Below are 18,437 nucleotides of genomic sequence, written 5' to 3'. Positions count from 1 at the left end.
TATCCTCTTCCAACCCCATCAGGTGGCGGCCCTGCGCCGACCCCGTACAGAAGCAAGACCCCGGCGGGCGGACAACGCAAAGGGATTGACTAATCGAGGCCCGTTACAGAAGGGTGGGCAAAGGCGCCCAACAACATCCCAAGGAATCACCCCAAGGATACGAACCTGAATGCATCTCCATCGCGCCTGATGTGACCGGCGCCAAAGTGCCCGCCGATCACCAGCGTGGGCGTGTCGGCAAAGCGTGAAAACAGCGCGCGCCGGGTTTCAGCCGACTGCCGCGGATCGGAATCGGCCGTCGAGGACCAGCCGAGATGGGCCATCTGGCACGGATGGTGGGCGACGTCCCCCGTCAGCAGGCCTTCTTTCCCCTCCGACTGGATGTGGATGCTCATATGGCCGGGGCTGTGACCGGGGGTCGGGATCAGGGTGATTTCATCCGTCAGCCTGGCATCGCTGGCGACAAGATCGGCTTTGCCGGCGTCCGCGATCGGCTTCACGGAGTCGCTGAATACGGCCACCTTGTCCGGCTCGTCGCGGTAATGGCGCCAGTAATCGTATTCAGTCTTGCCGAACAGATATCGGGCATTGGCGAAGGTCGGCACCCATGTGCCGTCAACCAGTTTCGTGTTCCAGCCGACGTGGTCAACATGCAGATGCGTGCACAGCACGGTGTCGATGCTTTCGGGCGGGAAACCCGCCGCCGTCAGCGTGTCGAGGAACGGATCCTTGCGATTGTTCCAGGTCGGCACCTTGCGGCCCTGCTTGTCGTTGCCTAGGCCGGTATCGATGATGATCCGCCGCGACGGCGTCTCCACCGCGAACGAGTGGATCGACATTTTGAGCCGTCCTTCCTCGGTCGCGAAATGCGGAATCAGCCAGGGCAGTTTCTGAATTTCCTCATTGGTTGCGAGCGGCAGGATGAATCGGGTGCTGCCCACGGTTTCGGTTTCGACGATTCTCGTGATCTTGACCCTGCCCACGTTCCACCGCATCCGTCGGTTCCTCCCGTTGTTCGGGCGAGGATGCGGGTTTCCTGTTTCCGGCGCAACGGATCATCTCGCGGCGTTCGGCGTTATCGCATCGCCCGTATGAGGAGCATGCGATGCCAGAACTGATGATTTCGCCCGAGAAAGTCGGCTTTCTGATCGAGAAAGCCCGGCAGTTCGACGTCAAGGAAGCGGCGACCGATCCTGACTCGGGATCGAACGCCACCGATGACGACATGATCGATGTGCTCGAGGACGATGGCCGCGACCCTGTCGCGCGCGAGATGGCCGGTTTCATTGATGCTCTAAGCGAGGACGAGCAGATCGACCTCGTCGCGCTGATGCGGCTCGGCCGTGGAGACGGAACCATCGAGGAATGGAAGGACTTGCGGCGGCAGGCCGCGGAAGGGCGCAGTGGTCCCACCGCGCGCTATCTGCTGGGCGAGCCGATGCTCGGCGATCTTCTCGCCGAGGGTCTCGATGAATTCGGCCTCTCCTGGACCGACGTGCGGACCACGCCGATTCACTGACTATCGGGCGCAGTCTACGATCACGGTGCCGAGCTTGTCGCCTTTCTCCACTGCCAGATGTGCCTGTGCGGTGTCGGAGAGCGCGAACTGCGCGGCGACGTTATGGATGCGCGGGCCTGCCGCCAGCCATTTCGTGATGTCTGCTTGCGCAGCCGCCAATAGCGGCGGCGGCAGCGCAAACAATACGAGGGCGCGTAGCGCGATGCATTTCTCCATCAGCTCGCGCATCGGCACCACAGGCGTACGGTTGCCGTTGGTGGCATAGACCGCGATCGTCGAATTGGTGCCCATCAGCTTCAGCGTGGTCTCGATGTTGCCGCCGAAATCGACATCGACGACGCGGTCGACGCCGCGCTGCCCGGTAAAGGCCATCGCCTTGGCGACGACATCTTCGGTCTTGTAATTGATGACGAGGTCGGCGCCCGCAAGCCGTGCCTGCTCGGCCTTGGCCGACGAACTGACGGTCGCGATCACCTTGGCGCCACCCCATTTGGCGAGTTGGACCGCGTAATGCCCGACGGCGCCTGCGCCGCCGGTGACCAGCACCGTCTGTCCCACGATCGGGCCGTCGCAATAGAGACACGTCCACGCCGTCATGCCGGGAATGCCCAGCGTGGCGCCTTCCGCGAACGACAGATTATCCGGCAGCGGCGTCACCAGATGTTCGGCGAGCGAAATATATTCGGCCGCCGTGCCGAAGGCGCGGCCGTTGCGCTGGCCGTTGAACAGCCAGACGCGTTGACCGATCTTGAGGCGGGTGACGCCGTCGCCGACCTGGTCGATGATCCCGGCGCCGTCGCTGTTGGGAATGACGCGCGGATATTCCATCGGCCGATAGCCACCGCCGCGGCGGCCGACATCGGCCGGATTGATGCCGGACGCCTCCAGCCGCACGCGGACTTCGCCCGGGCCGGCCACCGGCGTCGGCATCTCGCCATAGGCCAGCACTTCCTGTGCCGGCCCGGTTCGTTCGTACCAGACTGCTTTCATCCCGTGCCCCTTAGAGCGTGCCCGGGAATGCGCCGCCGTCGAGCAGGATGTTCTGGCCGGTGATGAAGCCAGCCTTGGCGCCGCACAGGAAGGCGCAGGCCTGGCCAAATTCCTCGGGGTCGCCAAAGCGTCCCGACGGATTGAGCTTGGCGCGCTCGGCCAGCACCTGGTCCACCGTGATGCCGCGCTTCTCGGCTTCCGGCTTGGCCGTTCCGGTCAGGCGGTCGGTGACGAACGGACCCGGCAACAGGCCGTTGATGGTGACGTTGTTGATGACGGTCTTGCGCGAAAGACCGGCAATAAAGCCGGTGAGGCCGGCGCGCGCGCCGTTGGAAAGTCCCAATATGTCGATCGGCGCCTTCACCGCGGCCGAGGTGATGTTGACGATGCGGCCGAATTTGCGCGTCATCATGCCGTCCACCGTCGCCTTGATCAGCTCGATCGGCGTCAGCATGTTGGCGTCGATCGCCTTGATCCAGTCGTCGCGGGTCCAGTTGCGGAAATCGCCGGGCGGCGGGCCGCCGGCATTGTTGACGAGGATATCCGGCTCCGGACAGGCTTTCAGCACGGCCTCGCGGCCGGCGGGCGTGGTGATGTCGCCAACGATCTCGGTCACGGTGATGCCGGGATTGGCTTTGCGGATTTCATCGGCGGTCTTTTTCAGCGCCTCCGCGCCGCGCGCAGTCAGCGTGACATGCACGCCTTCATTGGCCAGCGCGATGGCGCAGGCGCGGCCCAAGCCCTTACTCGATGCGCAGACGATGGCGCGACGGCCTTTGATCCCAAGATCCACTGTTTCGCTCCCATTATTTCAGGTGATGTTTGAAAGGTGATGCGGCTACTGTAGCCAAGTCGAGCGTCCCTGATAAGAGAGCGGTTACCGCCGAAACGCATATCAGGAAGACCACGCCGATTATATGTGCTGGTCTTTCCTCAGGCGGTCGATCGCAGCCACGACATCCGGCGGAAGGGACTTGATGCCCAATTGCCCGGCGGCCGATAGCAGCGGCCGCAACCGCGAACCGGTCATGAATGTTGGCTGCTGGTTTGTTGGCAGAAGCCGGTCGAAGATCAGCACGAGGGTGGTCGCGATCAGGCCGACGCGCACCGCGCCAAGGGCGGCGCCGCCAAGGCGGTCTGCCATGCCGGCCTGGGAGCCGATGGCGTCGTCGAGGGCTATGCGCGCCAGCTTCCCGAGCACCATGCCGGTGACCAGAAAGGCTCCGAAGAACAGCAGCGAATTCTGCGCAAACGGCGGGGCGAGCTTGTCACCGATCTGCGGGGACAATAGTGGCACCAGCCCCATCGCGATCGGCATCGCGGCGAGATAGGCCAGAATCGTAATCGCGCTGCGCAACAGCCCGGTATTGAAACCGGTGACTACGGCAATAGCCAGGCCGAGATAGACGACGGCGTCGAAACTGTTCATGAGAAAAATTCCACCCGGTTTCGATACCGATGCTTCGTCAATGAATCGGATTGGCGATCGCTAAAATCGTTCGTATCGATGAATCGGGGCGGTTGGAGATCGGCTCTCTCCCCGTCATTGCGAGCGCAAGCGAAGCAATCCATCGCGCGGCATAACGGATGGATGGATTGCTTCGTCGCTTCGCGCCTCGCAATGACGGCGGAGCATGCTTTTCCGATCAACCCGCCCGCATCTCAGCTTTGATCATGTCGGCGGCCTTCTCACCGATCATGATGGTCGGCGCGTTGGTATTGCCGCCGATCAGCGTCGGCATGATCGAGGCGTCGACTACGCGCAATCCCTCGATGCCGTACACCTTCAGCTTCGGATCGACCACGGCCATGGGATCGTTGATGCCCATCTTGGCGGAGCCGACCGGGTGATAAACGGTGTCGACGCGCTGGCGCAGGAGGTTGCGGATGTCGTCGTCGCTATGCACGCCTTCCGTGAACATTTCCTTCTTCTGCAACGCGCGCAGCGCCGGCGTCTCCATCAGCCGCCGCGTGGTCTTGAAGCCCGCGACCATGGTTTCCAGATCGTCCGGATCGCCGAAGAAATTCGGATCGATCAGCGGCGGTGCAAACGGATCGGCGCCGCGCAGCGAAACGGTGCCGCGGCTCTTCGGCCGCAGCAGGCAGACATGGCAGGTGAAGCCGGTGCCGCGATGACGCTTGCGGCCGTGGTCGTCGGCGAGCGCCATGCCGAAATGAAGCTGGATGTCGGGAATGTCGAGGTCGGGCCGGGTTTTCAGGAAGCCGCCGCATTCGGCAAAATTCGACGTCATCGGCCCGCGACGCTCGCGCCGGTACTGGCGGATCGCACGCAGCAGCCGCGGCAGGGCTTTCAGCGAGATGCCGTTGAAGTTCGGATTGTCGGACATGTAGCCGAACACGAAATCCGGGTGATCCTGCAGATTCTGTCCGACGCCGGGTAGATGATGCATGGTGGCGATGCCGTGCTTGCCGAGTTCGGCGCTGTCGCCAATGCCCGACAGCATCAGGAGATGCGGGGTCTGGAAGGCGCCGGCGGAGAGGATCACCTCGCCCCTAGCGCGAATTTGTTTGATCTCCTTGCCTTGCCGGTACTCGACGCCGACCGCGCGCTTGCCTTCGAACAGGATGCGGGTGGCGTGGGCGTGGGTCTCGACGCGCAGATTGGCGCGGCTTGCCATATGCGGGTGGATATAGGCGCGCGCGGCGCTGCAGCGCTCGCCGTTCCGCTGCGTCAGTTGATAGATGCCGAGGCCTTCATGCTCGTCGGCATTGAAATCCTCCCGCAGGCGAAACTGGGCTTCCTGTGCTGCCTGCAAGAAAATCTGCTGCACCGGATTCCCGGTGCGCGACTTGTTGACGGTAAGCGGTCCGCCCTTGCCGTGATACTCGTCCTCGAAATCGGCATTGTCCTCGGCGCGTTTGAAGTAGGGCAGCACGTCGTTAAACGACCAGCCGGTGTTGCCGAGCGAGGCCCATTGATCGTAATCGCTGCGGTGGCCGCGGATATAGACCATCGCATTGATGGCGGAAGAGCCGCCGAGCCCCTTGCCGCGCGGCTGATAGCCGATGCGACCGTTGAGGCCTTTCTGCGGCACGGTGCTGAAGGCCCAGTTGTTGACGTTGCCGGCGACCATCAGCACGAGTGCAAACGGTGTCGTGACCACCCAATTGTCATTCTTGCCGCCGGCATCGAGCAGCGCCACCGATGTGTTCGGATCTTCCGAAAGCCGCCCCGCCACCGTGCAGCCGCCGGAGCCGCCGCCCACCACCACGAAATCGTAAGCTTCCGCCACGCTCGTTCCCCCCGGATTTTTTGTTCTGGCGACCTCACGGGCCGCGCCTTGGGGCGCAAAACTCCGCTTTTGCGGCGTTTATGGCAAGAGCGGTTCCAGGAGGCGGTTTTGGCGCTCCAAGTGCTCGTTTTTGCTGTCATAAAATCTGCAAAAGCGGGATCTTGCCCCTTTCCAAAGCAGAGCGACGTTGATACATACCCCTCGCGCCCGATGGCTTTGCCCGGGTCGCCTTCTCAGGAAGCCTCTGGACGGGATCGATCGGCGCAAACACGCGTTGGCCGGGTTCGTTTCGGGTCCGGTTTTTTCGAAGGCATTGCAACGGTTTAACGCGGGGTGGAGCAGCCCGGTAGCTCGTCAGGCTCATAACCTGAAGGTCGCAAGTTCAAATCTTGCCCCCGCAACCAAATCTCGACCGGATGAGATGAAACAGCCCGCCTTTCGGCGGGCTTTTTCGTATCGGGAGCGCGTTGGCTTGCCGCCCAGTCATTCGATCAGTCCTTCCGCACGTGGCGCCACAGCAGGTCGGCGATTTCGCGGCGGCGCTGCGCCTTGGCCTTGGACGATGACATGTCCCAGCCGAATTGCGCCTCGAAGGTGTGGCGGTTTGCGACCGAGAAGAAGCAGAGCGCGTTCAGCGTCATGTGCAGCTCGTTCGGATCGATGCCCGGCCTGATCGTGCCACTGCGCACGCCCTTTTCCAGCACCGCGGCGATCTGGTTGATGATGGGCCGTGTCATTTCCTTGAGCTTCCGGCTGGCGCTGATGTGCCGGCCGCGGTGGATGTTCTCGATCGTGACCAGGCGGATGTATTCCGGGTTGGCCTGGTCGAAATCGAAGGTGAATTCCGCAAGCCTGCGGATCGCGGCTTCGGGCTCCAGCGCCTCGAGATGCAGGTCTTCTTCGGCAAGGCGCATCTTGGCGTAGGCCATCTCGAGCACGGCGATGAACAGCTCTTCCTTCGAGTTGAAGTAATAGAAGATCAGCCGCTTGGTGATGTTCGCACGCGCCGCGATCGCGTCGGTGTTGCCGCCGGTTAGGCCGTTCTCGGCGAACTCCGCAAACGCAATCTCCAAAATCTCGCGCCTGGTCCGCTCTCGGTCGCGCCGCCGGATCGGCGGCTTCTTCGCGTTCGCGGGCTTTTTCGCAGGCTCCATCTGGCAGTCCGGTGTCCTTCCGCGCCGGGAATGCGCGCTCGCCGGCCAGTATGGACTGAATCGACCGCTATTGACCTTAATTATCCCACGGGATAATTGTAATTATCCCGTGGATTAATTAAGGGGCGGAGAGATGACGCCCTTGGTGCTAGGCCTTGCTCATCTGACGGCCCTCGAACTGTCCCCGCCCGCCTTGGTCACGGAGGCGGCGCGCGCTGGCTTCGCGTCGGTCGGCCTGCGATTTGTCCTGGCGACACCAGGTGGTCCGGCCTATCCGACGCGTGTCGGCACGGAAGCTCATCGCGCGCTCAAGCAGATCCTCGCCGGAGAAGGTGTCCGAGTCAGCGACATCGAATTCATTCAGCTCACGCCTGACATCGACGTGCAGGCGTTCGCGGCCGTGTTCGAGGCGGCCGCCGATCTCGGCGCCATTTCGGTCACCGTCTCCGGCGACGATCACGACCACGCCCGGCTGACGGCGCATTTCGCCGAACTCTGCGACCTCGCACTTGCGTTTGGCCTGCGCGTCGATCTTGAATTCATGCGCTGGCGCGCGATCGGCGCGCTGCCACAGGCCCTGGCGATCGTGCGCCAGGCGGGCAAATCGAATAGTGCCGTTCTCGTTGACGCCCTGCACCTGACCCGCTCCGGCGGCGAGGCGCGCGACCTGATCTCTATTCCAGACGAATGGCTGCGCGTTGCGCAAATCTGCGACGCCGGGGCGGGCACGCCTTCGACCGAGGCTGCCATCATCGCCGAGGCGCGCGAAGGACGGCTGCCGCCAGGAGAAGGCTCACTGCCGCTCGGCGAGCTTCTGGGTGCGCTGCCCGCCGATACCAGCTTAAGCGTCGAGATGCCCATGCCGACGCTGGAGACACGGGCGCGGATCGCCGCGGCCTTCGATGCGACCCGCCGCCTGCTTGATCGCCACTCGCGCGGCACGATGCGGCCGGGCTGGCGCCGCGAAAACCCGACAGGATGTGCGCCATGAACAACATCACCATCGGCGTAATCGGCGCGGGGCTGATCGGACGCAAGCATCTTCGAAAACTCGCTGAGCGGAGCGACTATGACCTCGTCGGCATTGCCGACGTGAATGTCGATCAGGTCGCAGCCGAGCATCCGAACACCCGCGTGCTCGCGGATTACCGTCAGTTGCTCGATGAGGCACGGCCGGAAGCCGTGATCATTGCCTCGCCAAACCAGCTTCACGCCGAGGCTGGCATCGAATGCGCCCGGCGAGGCATTCATATCCTGATCGAGAAGCCGGTCACCGATACGCTGGAGAGCGCGGCGGCTTTGCTGGCCGGAGTGCGCAAGAATGGTATCAAATCGTTGGTCGGTCACCATCGCCGCCATCATCTGCAGGTCAGGACCCTGAAGGCGCTGCTCGGCGAGGGCCGGATCGGCGACATCGTCGGGGTGTCGGCGATCTGGGCCACGCACAAACCGCAAAACTATTTTGAAGTCGCGCCGTGGCGCAGCCAGGCCGGCGGCGGTCCGGTGCTGATCAATCTGATTCACGAGATCGATTTCCTGCGCTTCACCGTCGGTGAAATTCTGGCCGTCGAGGCGATTGCCTCGAACCGCCAGCGCGGCTTTGCGGTCGAGGATACCGCCGCCGCGCTGATTGAATTCGACAACGGCGCGCTCGGGACCTTCTTCATCAGCGACAGCGCGGTCTCGCCCTGGACGATGGAGCAGGGGCTCGGCGAGGCCGTCGAATTCCCGTTCAGCGGACAAGGCAGTTATCGCCTGATGGGCAGCCGCGGTTCACTCGAGTTTCCGAATCTCGTGCAATGGGCGCAAGCGGAAGGTGCGCAGAACTGGAACCAGCCGATCCAGGCCCAGCACATCCATGCCGGCGGGATCGATCCCTATGTCGCCCAGCTCGACCATTTCCGTGACGTGATCCGTGGCGGAGCGCCATCGCTGCAGCCGGTCGAGGACGGCGCCCGCTCCCTGATCGCAACGCTTGCCATTGCCGAGGCCGCCACAGCCGGCCGGCGCATCAACCTGTGCGACCGCTACGCGGCGCTCGCGGCAGCATGAAGAACATGCCAACAGTGCCGTAACGCGGACGATATGCCGTCAGCGTTCGTAGCTTGCCGGGTCCGGGCTGTCCGACGGATTGGCGAACGCCTTGCGCAGGACCGCCGGCATCGGAGTCTTGAAATTGAGACCGTTGGGCGGCACCGGCGATTCGAACCACTTCCTGTAGATCGCTTCGATCTCCGGGCTTTTGTACAGATCCGCGGTCGCCCGATCTGCCACGGCCTTGAACGGTGCATCGTCCTTGCGCAGCATGATCCCGTAAGGTTCGGCCCTGGACAGGGCTTCCTCACTGATCGCGTAGGCGGACGGATCCTTTGATCGCGCGATCGCGACGGCGAGTTGCACGTCATCGAGCACGTACGCGGCCGCGCGTCCGGTCTCCAGCATGAGAAACGCCTCGGCCTGATCCTTGGCGGCCAGCACTGCGATGCCGAGATTTTTTGCGGTATTGACCTGATTGAGCTGCACCATGTTGGTCGAGCCCGATATGGCAACGACAGGCTTGCCTTTCAGATCGTCGATCGTCGTGATGTTGTCGGACTTCCTCGTCGCAAAGCGAGTTGCCGACAGGAAATGCGAGTTTGTGAACGTCACCTGGCGCTGCCGATCCGCATTGTTGGTGGTGGAAGAACAGACGAGGTCGACCGTCCCATTCATCATGAGCGGAATGCGATTGGACGACGTGACTGCAAGCGTCTCGACGGCAACATTCGCGACATTGAGTTCGCGCTTCACCGCCTCGACGATCCTCAGGCAGATGTCGACGGCATATCCAATCGCTTTTTGATCGCCGTCCAGGTAGCTGAAGGGTACTGAAGCTTCTTGAATGCCGAGGATGATCCTGTTCGTCTCCTTGATCTTCAGGAGCGTTCCGCTCAGTTCGGTCGCATTTGCAGGCGCGGCCAACAGGGCAGCCGCGATCATCGCCGCAGACAGGCGCATCGCTTTTTCTCCATAAGCATCGGCAGTTCTTGTGAAGGGGCCTGAGCAAATCGCCCGCAGCAACACGATCACCGTCTTAGCCGACATTGTTCTCGCGCGGTATCAAAGCCTGCTTCTACCAGCTATCGAACAATTTGATCGGTCCGGTGGGGCCCCAACGCGGACGCCGAACGTCCGGATCTGGATCATTTTCAGAATGCAAACTACCCCCCTTTGCCCGACGCGTCAGTAGCCTCCAGCGCCCCGGGCCCCAGGTGGGTGTGCACCTGTTTCGCATGGACGGGAGCTGGTCCTTGCCGAAAAACATCTCGTCATTGACGAAGAACGTCGGTGAGCCGAAAGCGCCGCGATCGACGGCGCTCTGCGTCAGCTCCATCAACCGGTTCTTGACGGCGGGATCCTGCGATCTCGCGACAAGCGGTTCGCGCAATGCATCGCGCATAGATCGTGCCCTCGGTCCGGTAGTGGCAGGCCGGTGGTGGTCATCGGGTATTCTGGAATGGAATTTCGTGGGAGCAGTTCGGCGACGTGTTGAGCGCTGATTGAAGGGTAGGGGCGGAGTTCCCGCGCTGGAACTCTTTGGTGCCTTGATGCGCGGGGTGCACGTTGAAGAAATATCGTTGGTCACCGCGTAGAAACACGAAGTGATTTTAAGCTGAACGTTAATCCCTCGCGTTATCCGTCGCACAAAGGCGGGGTGCGTAGGTGGCAAGTACTTTCGATGTTCAAGGCTTTGGCGCATTGTCCGAATGGAACGGACAGTTCTCGAGCGCCTCGGCCAAGCAGGCATTCCAAAAGATAGCGTCGCTCGGATCGAATTCGATCGAGCTGACCGCCCGGATCTGGACACAGACCGGAACATCCAACTCCGTCTTCGCCGATCCGGCCAAGACCGAAAGCGACGCCAGCCTGCTGGCGGGTTTTCAGGCCGCGCACGATGCCGGCTTGTCGGTGCTGTTCAAGGCCGCGCTCTCGACCTTGAACGGAACCCGGGTGTCCAGCCTGGCGCCGGCCGATGTCGCTGACTTCTTCGCTTCCTACAAGGTCGAAATTGTCCATCTCGCCACCATCGCGCAGGCCGCAGGTGTCGAGACGTTCGCAATCGGCAATGAGATGAGCAGCCTCTCCGGCGCGCCATATCGCGGCTACTGGATCAATATCATCGGTTCCGTCCGCGACGTCTATCACGGCGAACTGACCTATGCGGCGGCGACCGACGAAGCTTCCCATGTCAGCTTCTGGGATCAGCTCGACACGATCGGCGTCAACACCTATCCGCCGTTGACGGCCAGCAATGCTCCGACGGTGCAGGATCTGATCGACGCGTGGACCGAAGTTCCCGTCAACCCGTATTACGCGGCGGCGTTCGACTACCAATCGCCGGTCGATTTTCTACATTCGCTCGCTACGAAATACGACAAGCCGCTGCTGATGACCGAGGTCGGCTATCGCAGCGTCGATGGCACCGCCATCTCGCCGGGATCATGGACGAGCAATGGTACAGCCGACGTGCAGGAGCAGGCGGATGCCTACAATGCCTTCTTCCAGGTCTGGACCGCCCATGGCGGCGGCTGGTTCAAGGGCGTCGAGCTCTGGCAATGGGATCTCAACAACCAGTATTCGAGCACGGGCTATTCCGTCATGGGAAAGCCGGCCGAAGCCGTCGTCTCGCAGTATTTCCATGGCGGCGGGGCCGTGCCCGACCTTGCAATAACGGGATCGGCCGTCGCCGACCTCATCGATCTCGGCCGCGGCGATGACACGATCGATGCCGGGCTGGGCGATGACGTTATTCATGGCGGCGCCGGCGCGGACATCATTGTGGGCGGGCCCGCGACCACTGGAAAATTGTCGGTAACGACCGTTACCCTCGTTGGTTACGGCTCGGTGGTCGGTGGTGTCGGCGCGCAGGCTCAGATCAAGGTCAACGGCCAGCTAGTCTCCGGCTTGATGGAATTCAAGCCGGCGGCCGATCCGTCTGAGTACCAGACCTTCACGATCAGCTTCGTCAATCCGAGCCTGATCTCCAGCATCGACATCAACCTGGCGAATGCTACGCCGGGGCGGGCGCTGCATATCAAGGATTTCCTGATCAACGGCGTCGCGCTGGCGCCGGCCGACGCCGCCAATGCGAGCTCGCCCGGCACGTTCGATCTCTACGTCCACAATATCCACGTCGACACGGCCAGCCACCAGGACTGGTTTTCCGGCGCCGCGACGGACAACGACGTGATCGATGGCGGCGCGGGCAATGACGTCATCACCGGCGGGATAGGCGACGATATCATCGACGGCGGGGCCGAGATCGATACGGCCAGATTCACCGGCAACATCCGCGATTATGATATCGCGATTGCCGACGGACAATTGGTGGTGAATGACCGGATCGCGGGTCGCGACGGCAGTGATCATATCTCCCACCTTGAATTCCTGCAGTTCGCCGATGGCGTCATCGACGCCAGCGAGCTGTTCGCCACTCTGGCGAATAGCTCTGGCAGCACGCTGCAAGTGCTGGCGACCGACGGCGCCGGCAAGATCATCGGCCAGCTCCTTCGCCATGCCGACGGCTCCGACCTCTATTCGTTCGCGATCGCCGCCAGCGCTGCGCCTCAGCAGCCGGTCGCCCGCAACGCCTTCGAAGGCGCCGGCCCTGATGCGGTAGGTCATCTTCCTGACTTTCTGCAGCACTTTGCCGGCGGCTTCAGCGATCAGTTCATCCTCGATGCGGCGCCTCGGCAGATGGACTTCGGAGGGATCGCACAAAGGGTCGCTACCGCGGGCAACGATACGTTTGTTTTCAGCGAGGCAGTCGGGTTCGACGCGGCAGGTGTCTTCAAGGCAGCAGACTTCATCGGGCACGATGTGAGCCGATCCGAATCCACTGTTACAGCCGACGTCGGGCATCTTTCCGGTCATGACGCCGGCATGGATCCCGGACATGATGCATCGGATGCACTCACCGGCATCGCGTCCCTGACGGCGCATCATCTGCTCTTCACCTGACCGCATCGACGCGCCGGGTCAGGCGTGGTCAGGGCCGACGGTTACGACCATGACGCCGTCGATCTTGATCAGGAACACCATGGTCGGCTGGCCGGATGCCGGCGCCCGTTCGGCTGCATGCCGGAATGCAGCGATCTCCTCTTGCGCTGCTGCCCGCGGGCTGAGTGTCGAGTTTGACCGGCAGACCGGGACGCCGTCCGATGTGAGCGCAGTCAGATCGGCCTGCAGGTCGGCGTCGCGACAGATTTCCTGCGCCTCGGCAAGGCCGGTTGCTTCGAACGCCAGCGTCGGCCTTCGATCGATGTCGAGAACAAAAACCTGAAGCGGGCCGGATCCGTCCGGTCGCTGCGATGGTTCACGGGCTGACACCAGACAACTCCTCGACCAATCAGCTGGCAAGCCGGGCCGACAGGCCAAGGTTTCCTCAGGAATGGGAATTGTCAATCTCCGACCGCGACGTCATCAACGTCGGGTTACGACGGCGGAGGCCCGAGTCGCGAGCGGGCCGGCTGCGTGAAGCGGGTCCATTGGAACGCGGTTGGAGAAATCCAACAATTTGCTCGAAACAGCAGGCGGGTTTGTGCGTTGCATTCCTGCCAGCCTCATGGTGGCGTCTGGCTGAAGCTGGCCGCGACATCCGAATTGCAATCCAAATTGTTCCCGGCCCCGCCTTTGTTGCGCTGCCATTGCGTTCGAACTAGCATCGATCGCAAGTCAGGAGTGGGCGGCAGGGCAGAAGAAATGAATACGAGGTCCTTCTTTGCAGCTTTCTGCCGTCGATCATTCGGTAGCGAATACGGAACCCGCGCACTGGAAGCAACGTCTACGCTGCCCTCATTGTTCGGCGGCGTTGCGGAACGTTTGGTCACAGCCGTCCTGTTCGAACCGCGCCTGCGATTATAGCAGGGCCGGGTTTCCGGTGGTCGGCGCACAGCCGGTGCTGATCGATTTTGCAGCCAGCATTTTTGAGCGCAGGATGTATGAGGCCGAGAGCGGCTCGGCGCTGCGGCGGGACGTCAGCCGCCGTTCCATCGGATCACGCCTGCATCGTCTTACCTTCGGCGGCAATCCGGTTGCGGTTTCCAACAGTGCAAAATTCATCGAGCTATTGAAGCGGGAGTCGAGGCGGCCGGTCGTGCTCGTGATCGGAGGCGGGACGATCGGTTTGGGCGCAGACGAACTCTACCGCGACGATTCCATCGAACTCGTCGGCACCGACGTCTACGCCTCGCCGCATACCGCGCTGGTGGCCGACGCCCACAGTCTGCCGTTCGAAGACGGCGTGTTCGATGGCGTCTGGGTGCAGGCGGTGCTGGAACACGTGCTGGAACCCGCAACGGTCGTTGCCGAGTTGCACCGGGTGCTGCGCCTGGAAGGCCTGGTCTATGCGGAGACGCCGTTCATGCAGCAGGTGCATGAGCAGGCCTATGACTTCTCGCGTTTCACCCAGAGCGGTCACCGCTGGCTGTTCAGGCGATTTTCGGAAGTCAGCGCCGGGCCGGTCGGCGGCGCCGGCGTGGCGCTTGAATGGTCGATCCGCTATTTCGCGCGCGCGCTCGGCGCGGGCAACAAGCTGTCGCGGCTGATCGTGCTGCCGTTCTTCTGGATCAGGTATCTCGATGCATTCGGCCGTGGCCGGGCCGCAGCAGATGCCGCCAGCGGATTCTTCTTTCTCGGGCGCAGGGCCGAACAGGCGATGGATCCGCATGCCATGCCGGATTATTACAACCGGCAAAAATGAGCTTTGACGGTTGGCGCGCTACTCTACGAAATGCCCTTGATCTTCTTGCATGGCGTCGACGAGGTCGACGACATCCGTGCGACGTCGGTTACGGAGCGGATAACAAGTTTTTCCTTGCGGGTGATAAAGCGCAGCACGCCGTGAGGATGGGCGTCGCAAAACTGCGCCAGCGTGGAGGCTGTTGCCGAAACGCTGTCCTGCTTGGGGATCACGGCGATGCCGCCGTCCTTCAGGATGTACGCATCCTTCACGTTGGGCATGGCCGACGTTGCGATGCAGATCTTGAACAGGTCGTTATAGGCCTGTGGCGTCAGGGCCTGGTCGCCGCCGGGCGTTGCCAATAGATACTCGCGGCTCTTGCGGCAGTTCTCGTTGTCCGCCCGCGCCGCACCGGTCGCGATCGCCAGCAGCATCGCGGTCGCGACCCATAGCCTCATGCCGATTTTCCCATGGCGTGGTTCGCAGATGCCCGCTTGCCGGCATAGGCCAGGCCATAGGTTGTCGCCGCGCAGCGTTCCCACGAAAGGGCGCGGGCATGGGCGGATGCGCCTGCCGCGAAAATGGCGCGCAGTCCCCGATCCGTGGCCAGCTCTTCGATCGCCTGCGATATGTTCTCGACCGATGGCGGCACGAGAATTCCTGTCTCGTCGGCGAGCACGGCGTCACCCACCCCGCCGACGTCGGTTGCGACGCTCGGCAGGCCGGCGGCTCCGGCTTCGAGATAGACCAATCCAAATCCCTCGACCCGGCCGGTCGTGTCGGGCATCCCCGTCAGGCAAAAGAAATCCGAGGCCGCGTAGAGATCGCGAATTTCCTCGTTCGATTGGGGCCCAAGGAAACGAATGTCGCATTCTGCCTCGCCGGCAGCCCGACGCAGATCGCCGACATAATCGGCTTCGCCGTCGGGTCCGATCACGAGCCAGGTGATGCGACTGCGCAGTTCGTCGGGAAGCTGCGACAGTGCAGCGAGGGTCAGATGATGCCCCTTGCGGCGCGTGATGCGCGCGACCGTGATCATCACGAGGCGGTCTTCCGGCAGGCGATGGGCCAGGCGAATCTCCCGGCGCGTTCGTCGTCCGCCGAACCAGAATTCCGATACGCCGAGATTGATCGCGCTGATCCGCCGCGGGTCGACGGCAAACCGTTCGCGGAACAGCGTCTCGGTAAAGCGGCTGTTAGCAACGACCTCCGTCCGTGGCCCGAACACGCCGGCGCTACGTATCGCCATGCGCTTTAGCGGCGTCTGCGTTTCGTTGATCTCGGTGCCATGCACCGTCATCAACACCCGCGCCGGCGTTCGCCATCGCGAAAGCGCGAGCGGGATGAAGAACGGCCAATCGGCGGCATGGACCACGTCATATCGGTCGCCGCGCACACCGCGCCGCGCCAGCATGATCTTGCGCGGCAGGTCGCGCATGGAATGAAGTCCGCCGCGAAACCGAATGACCTCGAAGGGCAGGGAGCGGTCGTCGGTTTGTTGCGCGTAGTCCGGCGCCACCACGGTGACCCTGGCGCCGAGCCGGCTGGCGGCCGCGGCAATTTCGCGGGCGTAGGTTCCAATTCCCCCCATCGCGGGAGCGAACTCGCTGGTCAACAGGAGGATGTTCAAGCCGGCGCCCTCAATAGGTCGGCGCCGCGGCGGCAAGTCCGCGCGCGTCCTGAATTTCATGATGATAGCGGAAGACCCGCGCGAGCTGAGTGCTTGGCGTGAATGCCATGATGGTGTCGGCGACCTGCACCGGGTTCATCGCACCCATCTCGATGGCATCCCGGACATCGACGAACCGTTGCACCAGCGCATCGATCATCTCGTCGCGGCTGCCGCTCCGCGGCACGAGATAGCCGCTGAAGCCGGGCCGGATCACGGATTCGAGCTGCGGCAGGTGCATGGCGACGACGGGTCGGCCGACCGCCAGGGTCTCGAGCACGCAGCGCGGCATGCCCTCGAACTCGGACGTCAGGATGCCGGCATGCGCGCTTGCCAGCGTCTCCGCCATGCCGGCGGCATCCTTGAAGCCGTGGCGGACGGTGATGTCTTCGATCGCGGCGAACTCCTCGAAGCGGTGGGGGTCACTGGTGCCGATATAGTGAAACCTGACATCGCCGTTCAATCGCTGCCGCAGGCGGTCGATGGTGCGAAACATCAACGGCGGATCCTTGAATTCGTCGAGCCTGCCTGCGAACACGATCTGGAACGGCGAAGAGTTCAGCGGCCAGACCTGCGGCTTGAAGATATCCGTGTTGACCCACGTCCAGAGCGTATCGATCTTGTCCTTGCGGCGCGGATAGGTCTGCTGCAGCCGCTCCGTGATGAACGGATTGACGCAAAGAAACTTCTCGCTCATGGCGACGGCGAACCGCTCGCCGGTGTTGTGGACGAAGGAATATTTCCGCAGCAGCGAATCCATCTGTAGCTTCGGCGCGCCCTCGCCGTGAAGCATCTGCACGAAGGGAAGCCGCAGGATCGCCGGCAGCCAGGAAAATTCCACCCGCCGCAGGTCGATCGAGCATCGTCTCGCACGGATCAGTTTCGCAATCGGCCGGAAATGACGGAGCAGCGCCATGAAGAATTGCCCGGTCAGCGAGGTGCGGATGCTGCGGGCCGCTTCGCGGGCCTGCTGATCCGAGTAGTGCAGGATCGGCAGGAAGTCGAAGCCGCGGCCGCGGAACGTCAGCCGGTGAAGCTGCCCGAGCTCCAGCTCGCCCGTCGAGTCGACGCCGATGAAGAGGATGTCGGTGTCAACGGGATGAAACGTGATGAAGTCGCGGATGTATGTTTCGAGGCCGCCGACCTTTTGGCCGCGCGGATCGAACGGGTGAATTAGACAGATCTGGTAACGTGGCTTGATCCGAGTGGCATTTCGCGCACGTAGCGCCAGGGTCAATGTTGAAGTCATGCCGCTTTCCTCATGCGTGCCTGGACGATTTGCGGAATGGTTCGCGCCACGAGACGCGGAACCACCGTCATGCATTTGACATAGCGGGGGCCGAGCCGGCGCGGCTCACGCAGCATGCGCCACGCCCATTCGAGCCCGGTTTTGCGCGCGATGGACGGCGCGCGGTTCTGCGTGCCCGCAATGAAATCGAGCGCGGCTCCGATGCACAACACGCCGGTTCCATTCAACTCGTCGAGGCATCGCGCCGCGAACAGTTCCTGACGCGGCGCGCCCAGCGCGACGAAGCAGAGCTTCGCGCCCGAGGCACGAATGCTTTCGATCGCAGCATCGGCTTCGCTGGAATAGGGATCGAACCCCGGTCCCGGCGCAAAGCATCCCGCGATCTGCAATCCCTGGAATCGTTCCGCCAAGCGGCGCGCCGTTGTTTTCAGTGTGACGTCGTTCGCACCCAACAGAAAGACCGGAAGTCCTTTCTTGCGGGCTTCCGCGCAAACCGGCTCGACGAGATCGGCGCCGGTCGTGCGCTCGATTCGCGTGCCCATGAGACGGCTCAGTACGACGATGGGGAATCCATCGGCTGTGACAAATCGGGCACGTCGATAGGCGGCGCGAAAGTTCGCGTGTTGCTGCAACTGGACAACGTGATCGAGGTTCAGTGTGCAGACGCTGAAATTGTCGCCACGTTGCGCGGCCGACACGATGGATGAAACAGCTTCCGGAAGCGAGGGAACATTGATGGTGATGCCGTCGACACTGAGGCTGGGCTGCAACGATATTGGCGGTTCCGCCATGTCGACCTCCTGACGATGATTTGATTGAGAGACGCGTTCACGCTGGACTATCGACATGCCCGTCGCGTCACGACGGGAACTATGTGTCGAA

The 18,437-nt window shown here is 62.6% G+C and carries 17 protein-coding genes, 1 tRNA gene and 1 pseudogene; 6 read left to right on the top strand and 13 right to left on the bottom strand.

Annotated elements, in window-relative coordinates; genetic code table 11:
• Positions 1 to 146 precede the first annotated feature (146 nt).
• Complete coding sequence (locus AC0QUY_RS31605; protein WP_475390131.1) at positions 147 to 995, bottom strand: MBL fold metallo-hydrolase; 849 nt, start codon at positions 993 to 995, stop codon at positions 147 to 149.
• 110 nt (positions 996 to 1,105) lie between these two features.
• On the opposite strand from AC0QUY_RS31605, the gene AC0QUY_RS31600 reads away from it, so the two are divergent.
• Entirely contained in the window at positions 1,106 to 1,519 is a 414-nt protein-coding gene (locus AC0QUY_RS31600; protein ID WP_475390130.1) for a DUF3775 domain-containing protein, read from the top strand.
• Here the strand turns inward: AC0QUY_RS31600 and AC0QUY_RS31595 are convergent, their stop codons facing one another.
• The 4 genes from AC0QUY_RS31595 to AC0QUY_RS31580 all read right to left on the bottom strand — a co-directional run bounded on the left by AC0QUY_RS31595 (position 1,520) and on the right by AC0QUY_RS31580 (position 5,763).
• Complete coding sequence (locus AC0QUY_RS31595; protein ID WP_475390129.1) at positions 1,520 to 2,509, bottom strand: NADPH:quinone reductase; 990 nt, start codon at positions 2,507 to 2,509, stop codon at positions 1,520 to 1,522.
• A gap of 10 nt (positions 2,510 to 2,519) precedes the next feature.
• Entirely contained in the window at positions 2,520 to 3,302 is a 783-nt protein-coding gene (locus tag AC0QUY_RS31590; protein WP_161849959.1) for an SDR family oxidoreductase, read from the bottom strand.
• A gap of 120 nt (positions 3,303 to 3,422) precedes the next feature.
• Positions 3,423 to 3,938: a CvpA family protein gene (locus AC0QUY_RS31585; RefSeq protein ID WP_475390128.1), complete on the bottom strand. Its 516-nt coding sequence runs from the start codon at positions 3,936 to 3,938 to the stop codon at positions 3,423 to 3,425.
• Between the two features lie 217 nt (positions 3,939 to 4,155).
• A complete protein-coding gene (locus AC0QUY_RS31580; RefSeq protein ID WP_475390127.1) occupies positions 4,156 to 5,763 on the bottom strand; it encodes a GMC family oxidoreductase in 1,608 nt (535 codons plus the stop codon).
• 327 nt (positions 5,764 to 6,090) lie between these two features.
• On the opposite strand from AC0QUY_RS31580, the gene AC0QUY_RS31575 reads away from it, so the two are divergent.
• Positions 6,091 to 6,167: transfer RNA gene (locus tag AC0QUY_RS31575), tRNA-Met, on the top strand.
• An 87-nt stretch (positions 6,168 to 6,254) separates the two neighbouring features.
• Here AC0QUY_RS31575 and AC0QUY_RS31570 read toward each other — a convergent pair.
• Positions 6,255 to 6,917: a TetR/AcrR family transcriptional regulator gene (locus AC0QUY_RS31570; RefSeq protein ID WP_475390126.1), complete on the bottom strand. Its 663-nt coding sequence runs from the start codon at positions 6,915 to 6,917 to the stop codon at positions 6,255 to 6,257.
• A gap of 133 nt (positions 6,918 to 7,050) precedes the next feature.
• Between AC0QUY_RS31570 and AC0QUY_RS31565 the strand changes: the two genes are divergently transcribed.
• Both AC0QUY_RS31565 and AC0QUY_RS31560 read left to right on the top strand, forming a co-directional pair.
• Positions 7,051 to 7,908 carry a sugar phosphate isomerase/epimerase family protein gene (locus AC0QUY_RS31565; protein ID WP_475390125.1) on the top strand — a complete coding sequence of 286 codons (858 nt, stop codon included), beginning with the start codon at positions 7,051 to 7,053 and terminating at the stop codon, positions 7,906 to 7,908.
• Complete coding sequence (locus tag AC0QUY_RS31560; protein ID WP_475390124.1) at positions 7,905 to 8,969, top strand: Gfo/Idh/MocA family protein; 1,065 nt, start codon at positions 7,905 to 7,907, stop codon at positions 8,967 to 8,969. Before AC0QUY_RS31565 ends, AC0QUY_RS31560 begins: the two co-directional genes overlap by 4 nt.
• A gap of 39 nt (positions 8,970 to 9,008) precedes the next feature.
• Here AC0QUY_RS31560 and AC0QUY_RS31555 read toward each other — a convergent pair whose 3' ends face one another.
• Both AC0QUY_RS31555 and AC0QUY_RS31550 read right to left on the bottom strand, forming a co-directional pair.
• A complete protein-coding gene (locus tag AC0QUY_RS31555) occupies positions 9,009 to 9,914 on the bottom strand; it encodes an amino acid ABC transporter substrate-binding protein (RefSeq protein WP_475390123.1) in 906 nt (301 codons plus the stop codon).
• Between the two features lie 115 nt (positions 9,915 to 10,029).
• Positions 10,030 to 10,332: pseudogene (locus AC0QUY_RS31550) on the bottom strand (DsbA family protein); the annotation flags it as partial.
• Between the two features lie 287 nt (positions 10,333 to 10,619).
• On the opposite strand from AC0QUY_RS31550, the gene AC0QUY_RS31545 reads away from it, so the two are divergent.
• Positions 10,620 to 12,917 (top strand): glycoside hydrolase family 113, encoded by a 2,298-nt coding sequence (locus AC0QUY_RS31545; RefSeq protein ID WP_475390122.1) that lies wholly within the window; start codon positions 10,620 to 10,622, stop codon positions 12,915 to 12,917.
• Positions 12,918 to 12,935: 18 nt separating this feature from the next.
• On the opposite strand, the gene AC0QUY_RS31540 is transcribed toward AC0QUY_RS31545, so the two are convergent.
• The gene (locus AC0QUY_RS31540; protein WP_475390121.1) at positions 12,936 to 13,286 is read right to left on the bottom strand and encodes a hypothetical protein; all 351 of its coding nucleotides are present in this window, start codon (positions 13,284 to 13,286) and stop codon (positions 12,936 to 12,938) included.
• Between the two features lie 550 nt (positions 13,287 to 13,836).
• Between AC0QUY_RS31540 and AC0QUY_RS31535 the strand changes: the two genes are divergently transcribed.
• Positions 13,837 to 14,658, top strand: a complete 822-nt coding sequence (locus AC0QUY_RS31535) for a class I SAM-dependent methyltransferase (RefSeq protein ID WP_475390120.1) — start codon at positions 13,837 to 13,839, stop codon at positions 14,656 to 14,658.
• A 23-nt stretch (positions 14,659 to 14,681) separates the two neighbouring features.
• On the opposite strand, the gene AC0QUY_RS31530 is transcribed toward AC0QUY_RS31535, so the two are convergent.
• Genes AC0QUY_RS31530 through AC0QUY_RS31515 form a run of 4 tightly spaced genes read right to left on the bottom strand, consistent with a single transcriptional unit; the run spans position 14,682 to position 18,346 of the window.
• A complete protein-coding gene (locus AC0QUY_RS31530; RefSeq protein ID WP_475390119.1) occupies positions 14,682 to 15,095 on the bottom strand; it encodes a hypothetical protein in 414 nt (137 codons plus the stop codon).
• Positions 15,092 to 16,267, bottom strand: a complete 1,176-nt coding sequence (locus tag AC0QUY_RS31525; RefSeq protein ID WP_475390118.1) for a glycosyltransferase family 4 protein — start codon at positions 16,265 to 16,267, stop codon at positions 15,092 to 15,094. The genes AC0QUY_RS31530 and AC0QUY_RS31525 overlap by 4 nt, the downstream gene beginning before the upstream one ends.
• A 10-nt stretch (positions 16,268 to 16,277) precedes the next feature.
• Complete coding sequence (locus AC0QUY_RS31520; RefSeq protein ID WP_161849949.1) at positions 16,278 to 17,555, bottom strand: glycosyltransferase; 1,278 nt, start codon at positions 17,553 to 17,555, stop codon at positions 16,278 to 16,280.
• Complete coding sequence (locus AC0QUY_RS31515) at positions 17,552 to 18,346, bottom strand: WecB/TagA/CpsF family glycosyltransferase (RefSeq protein ID WP_161849948.1); 795 nt, start codon at positions 18,344 to 18,346, stop codon at positions 17,552 to 17,554. The genes AC0QUY_RS31520 and AC0QUY_RS31515 overlap by 4 nt, the downstream gene beginning before the upstream one ends.
• Positions 18,347 to 18,437 lie beyond the last annotated feature (91 nt).

The organism is Bradyrhizobium sp. WYCCWR15520, from assembly GCF_056174665.1.
This window is presented reverse-complemented; position numbering and strand designations above follow the sequence as displayed.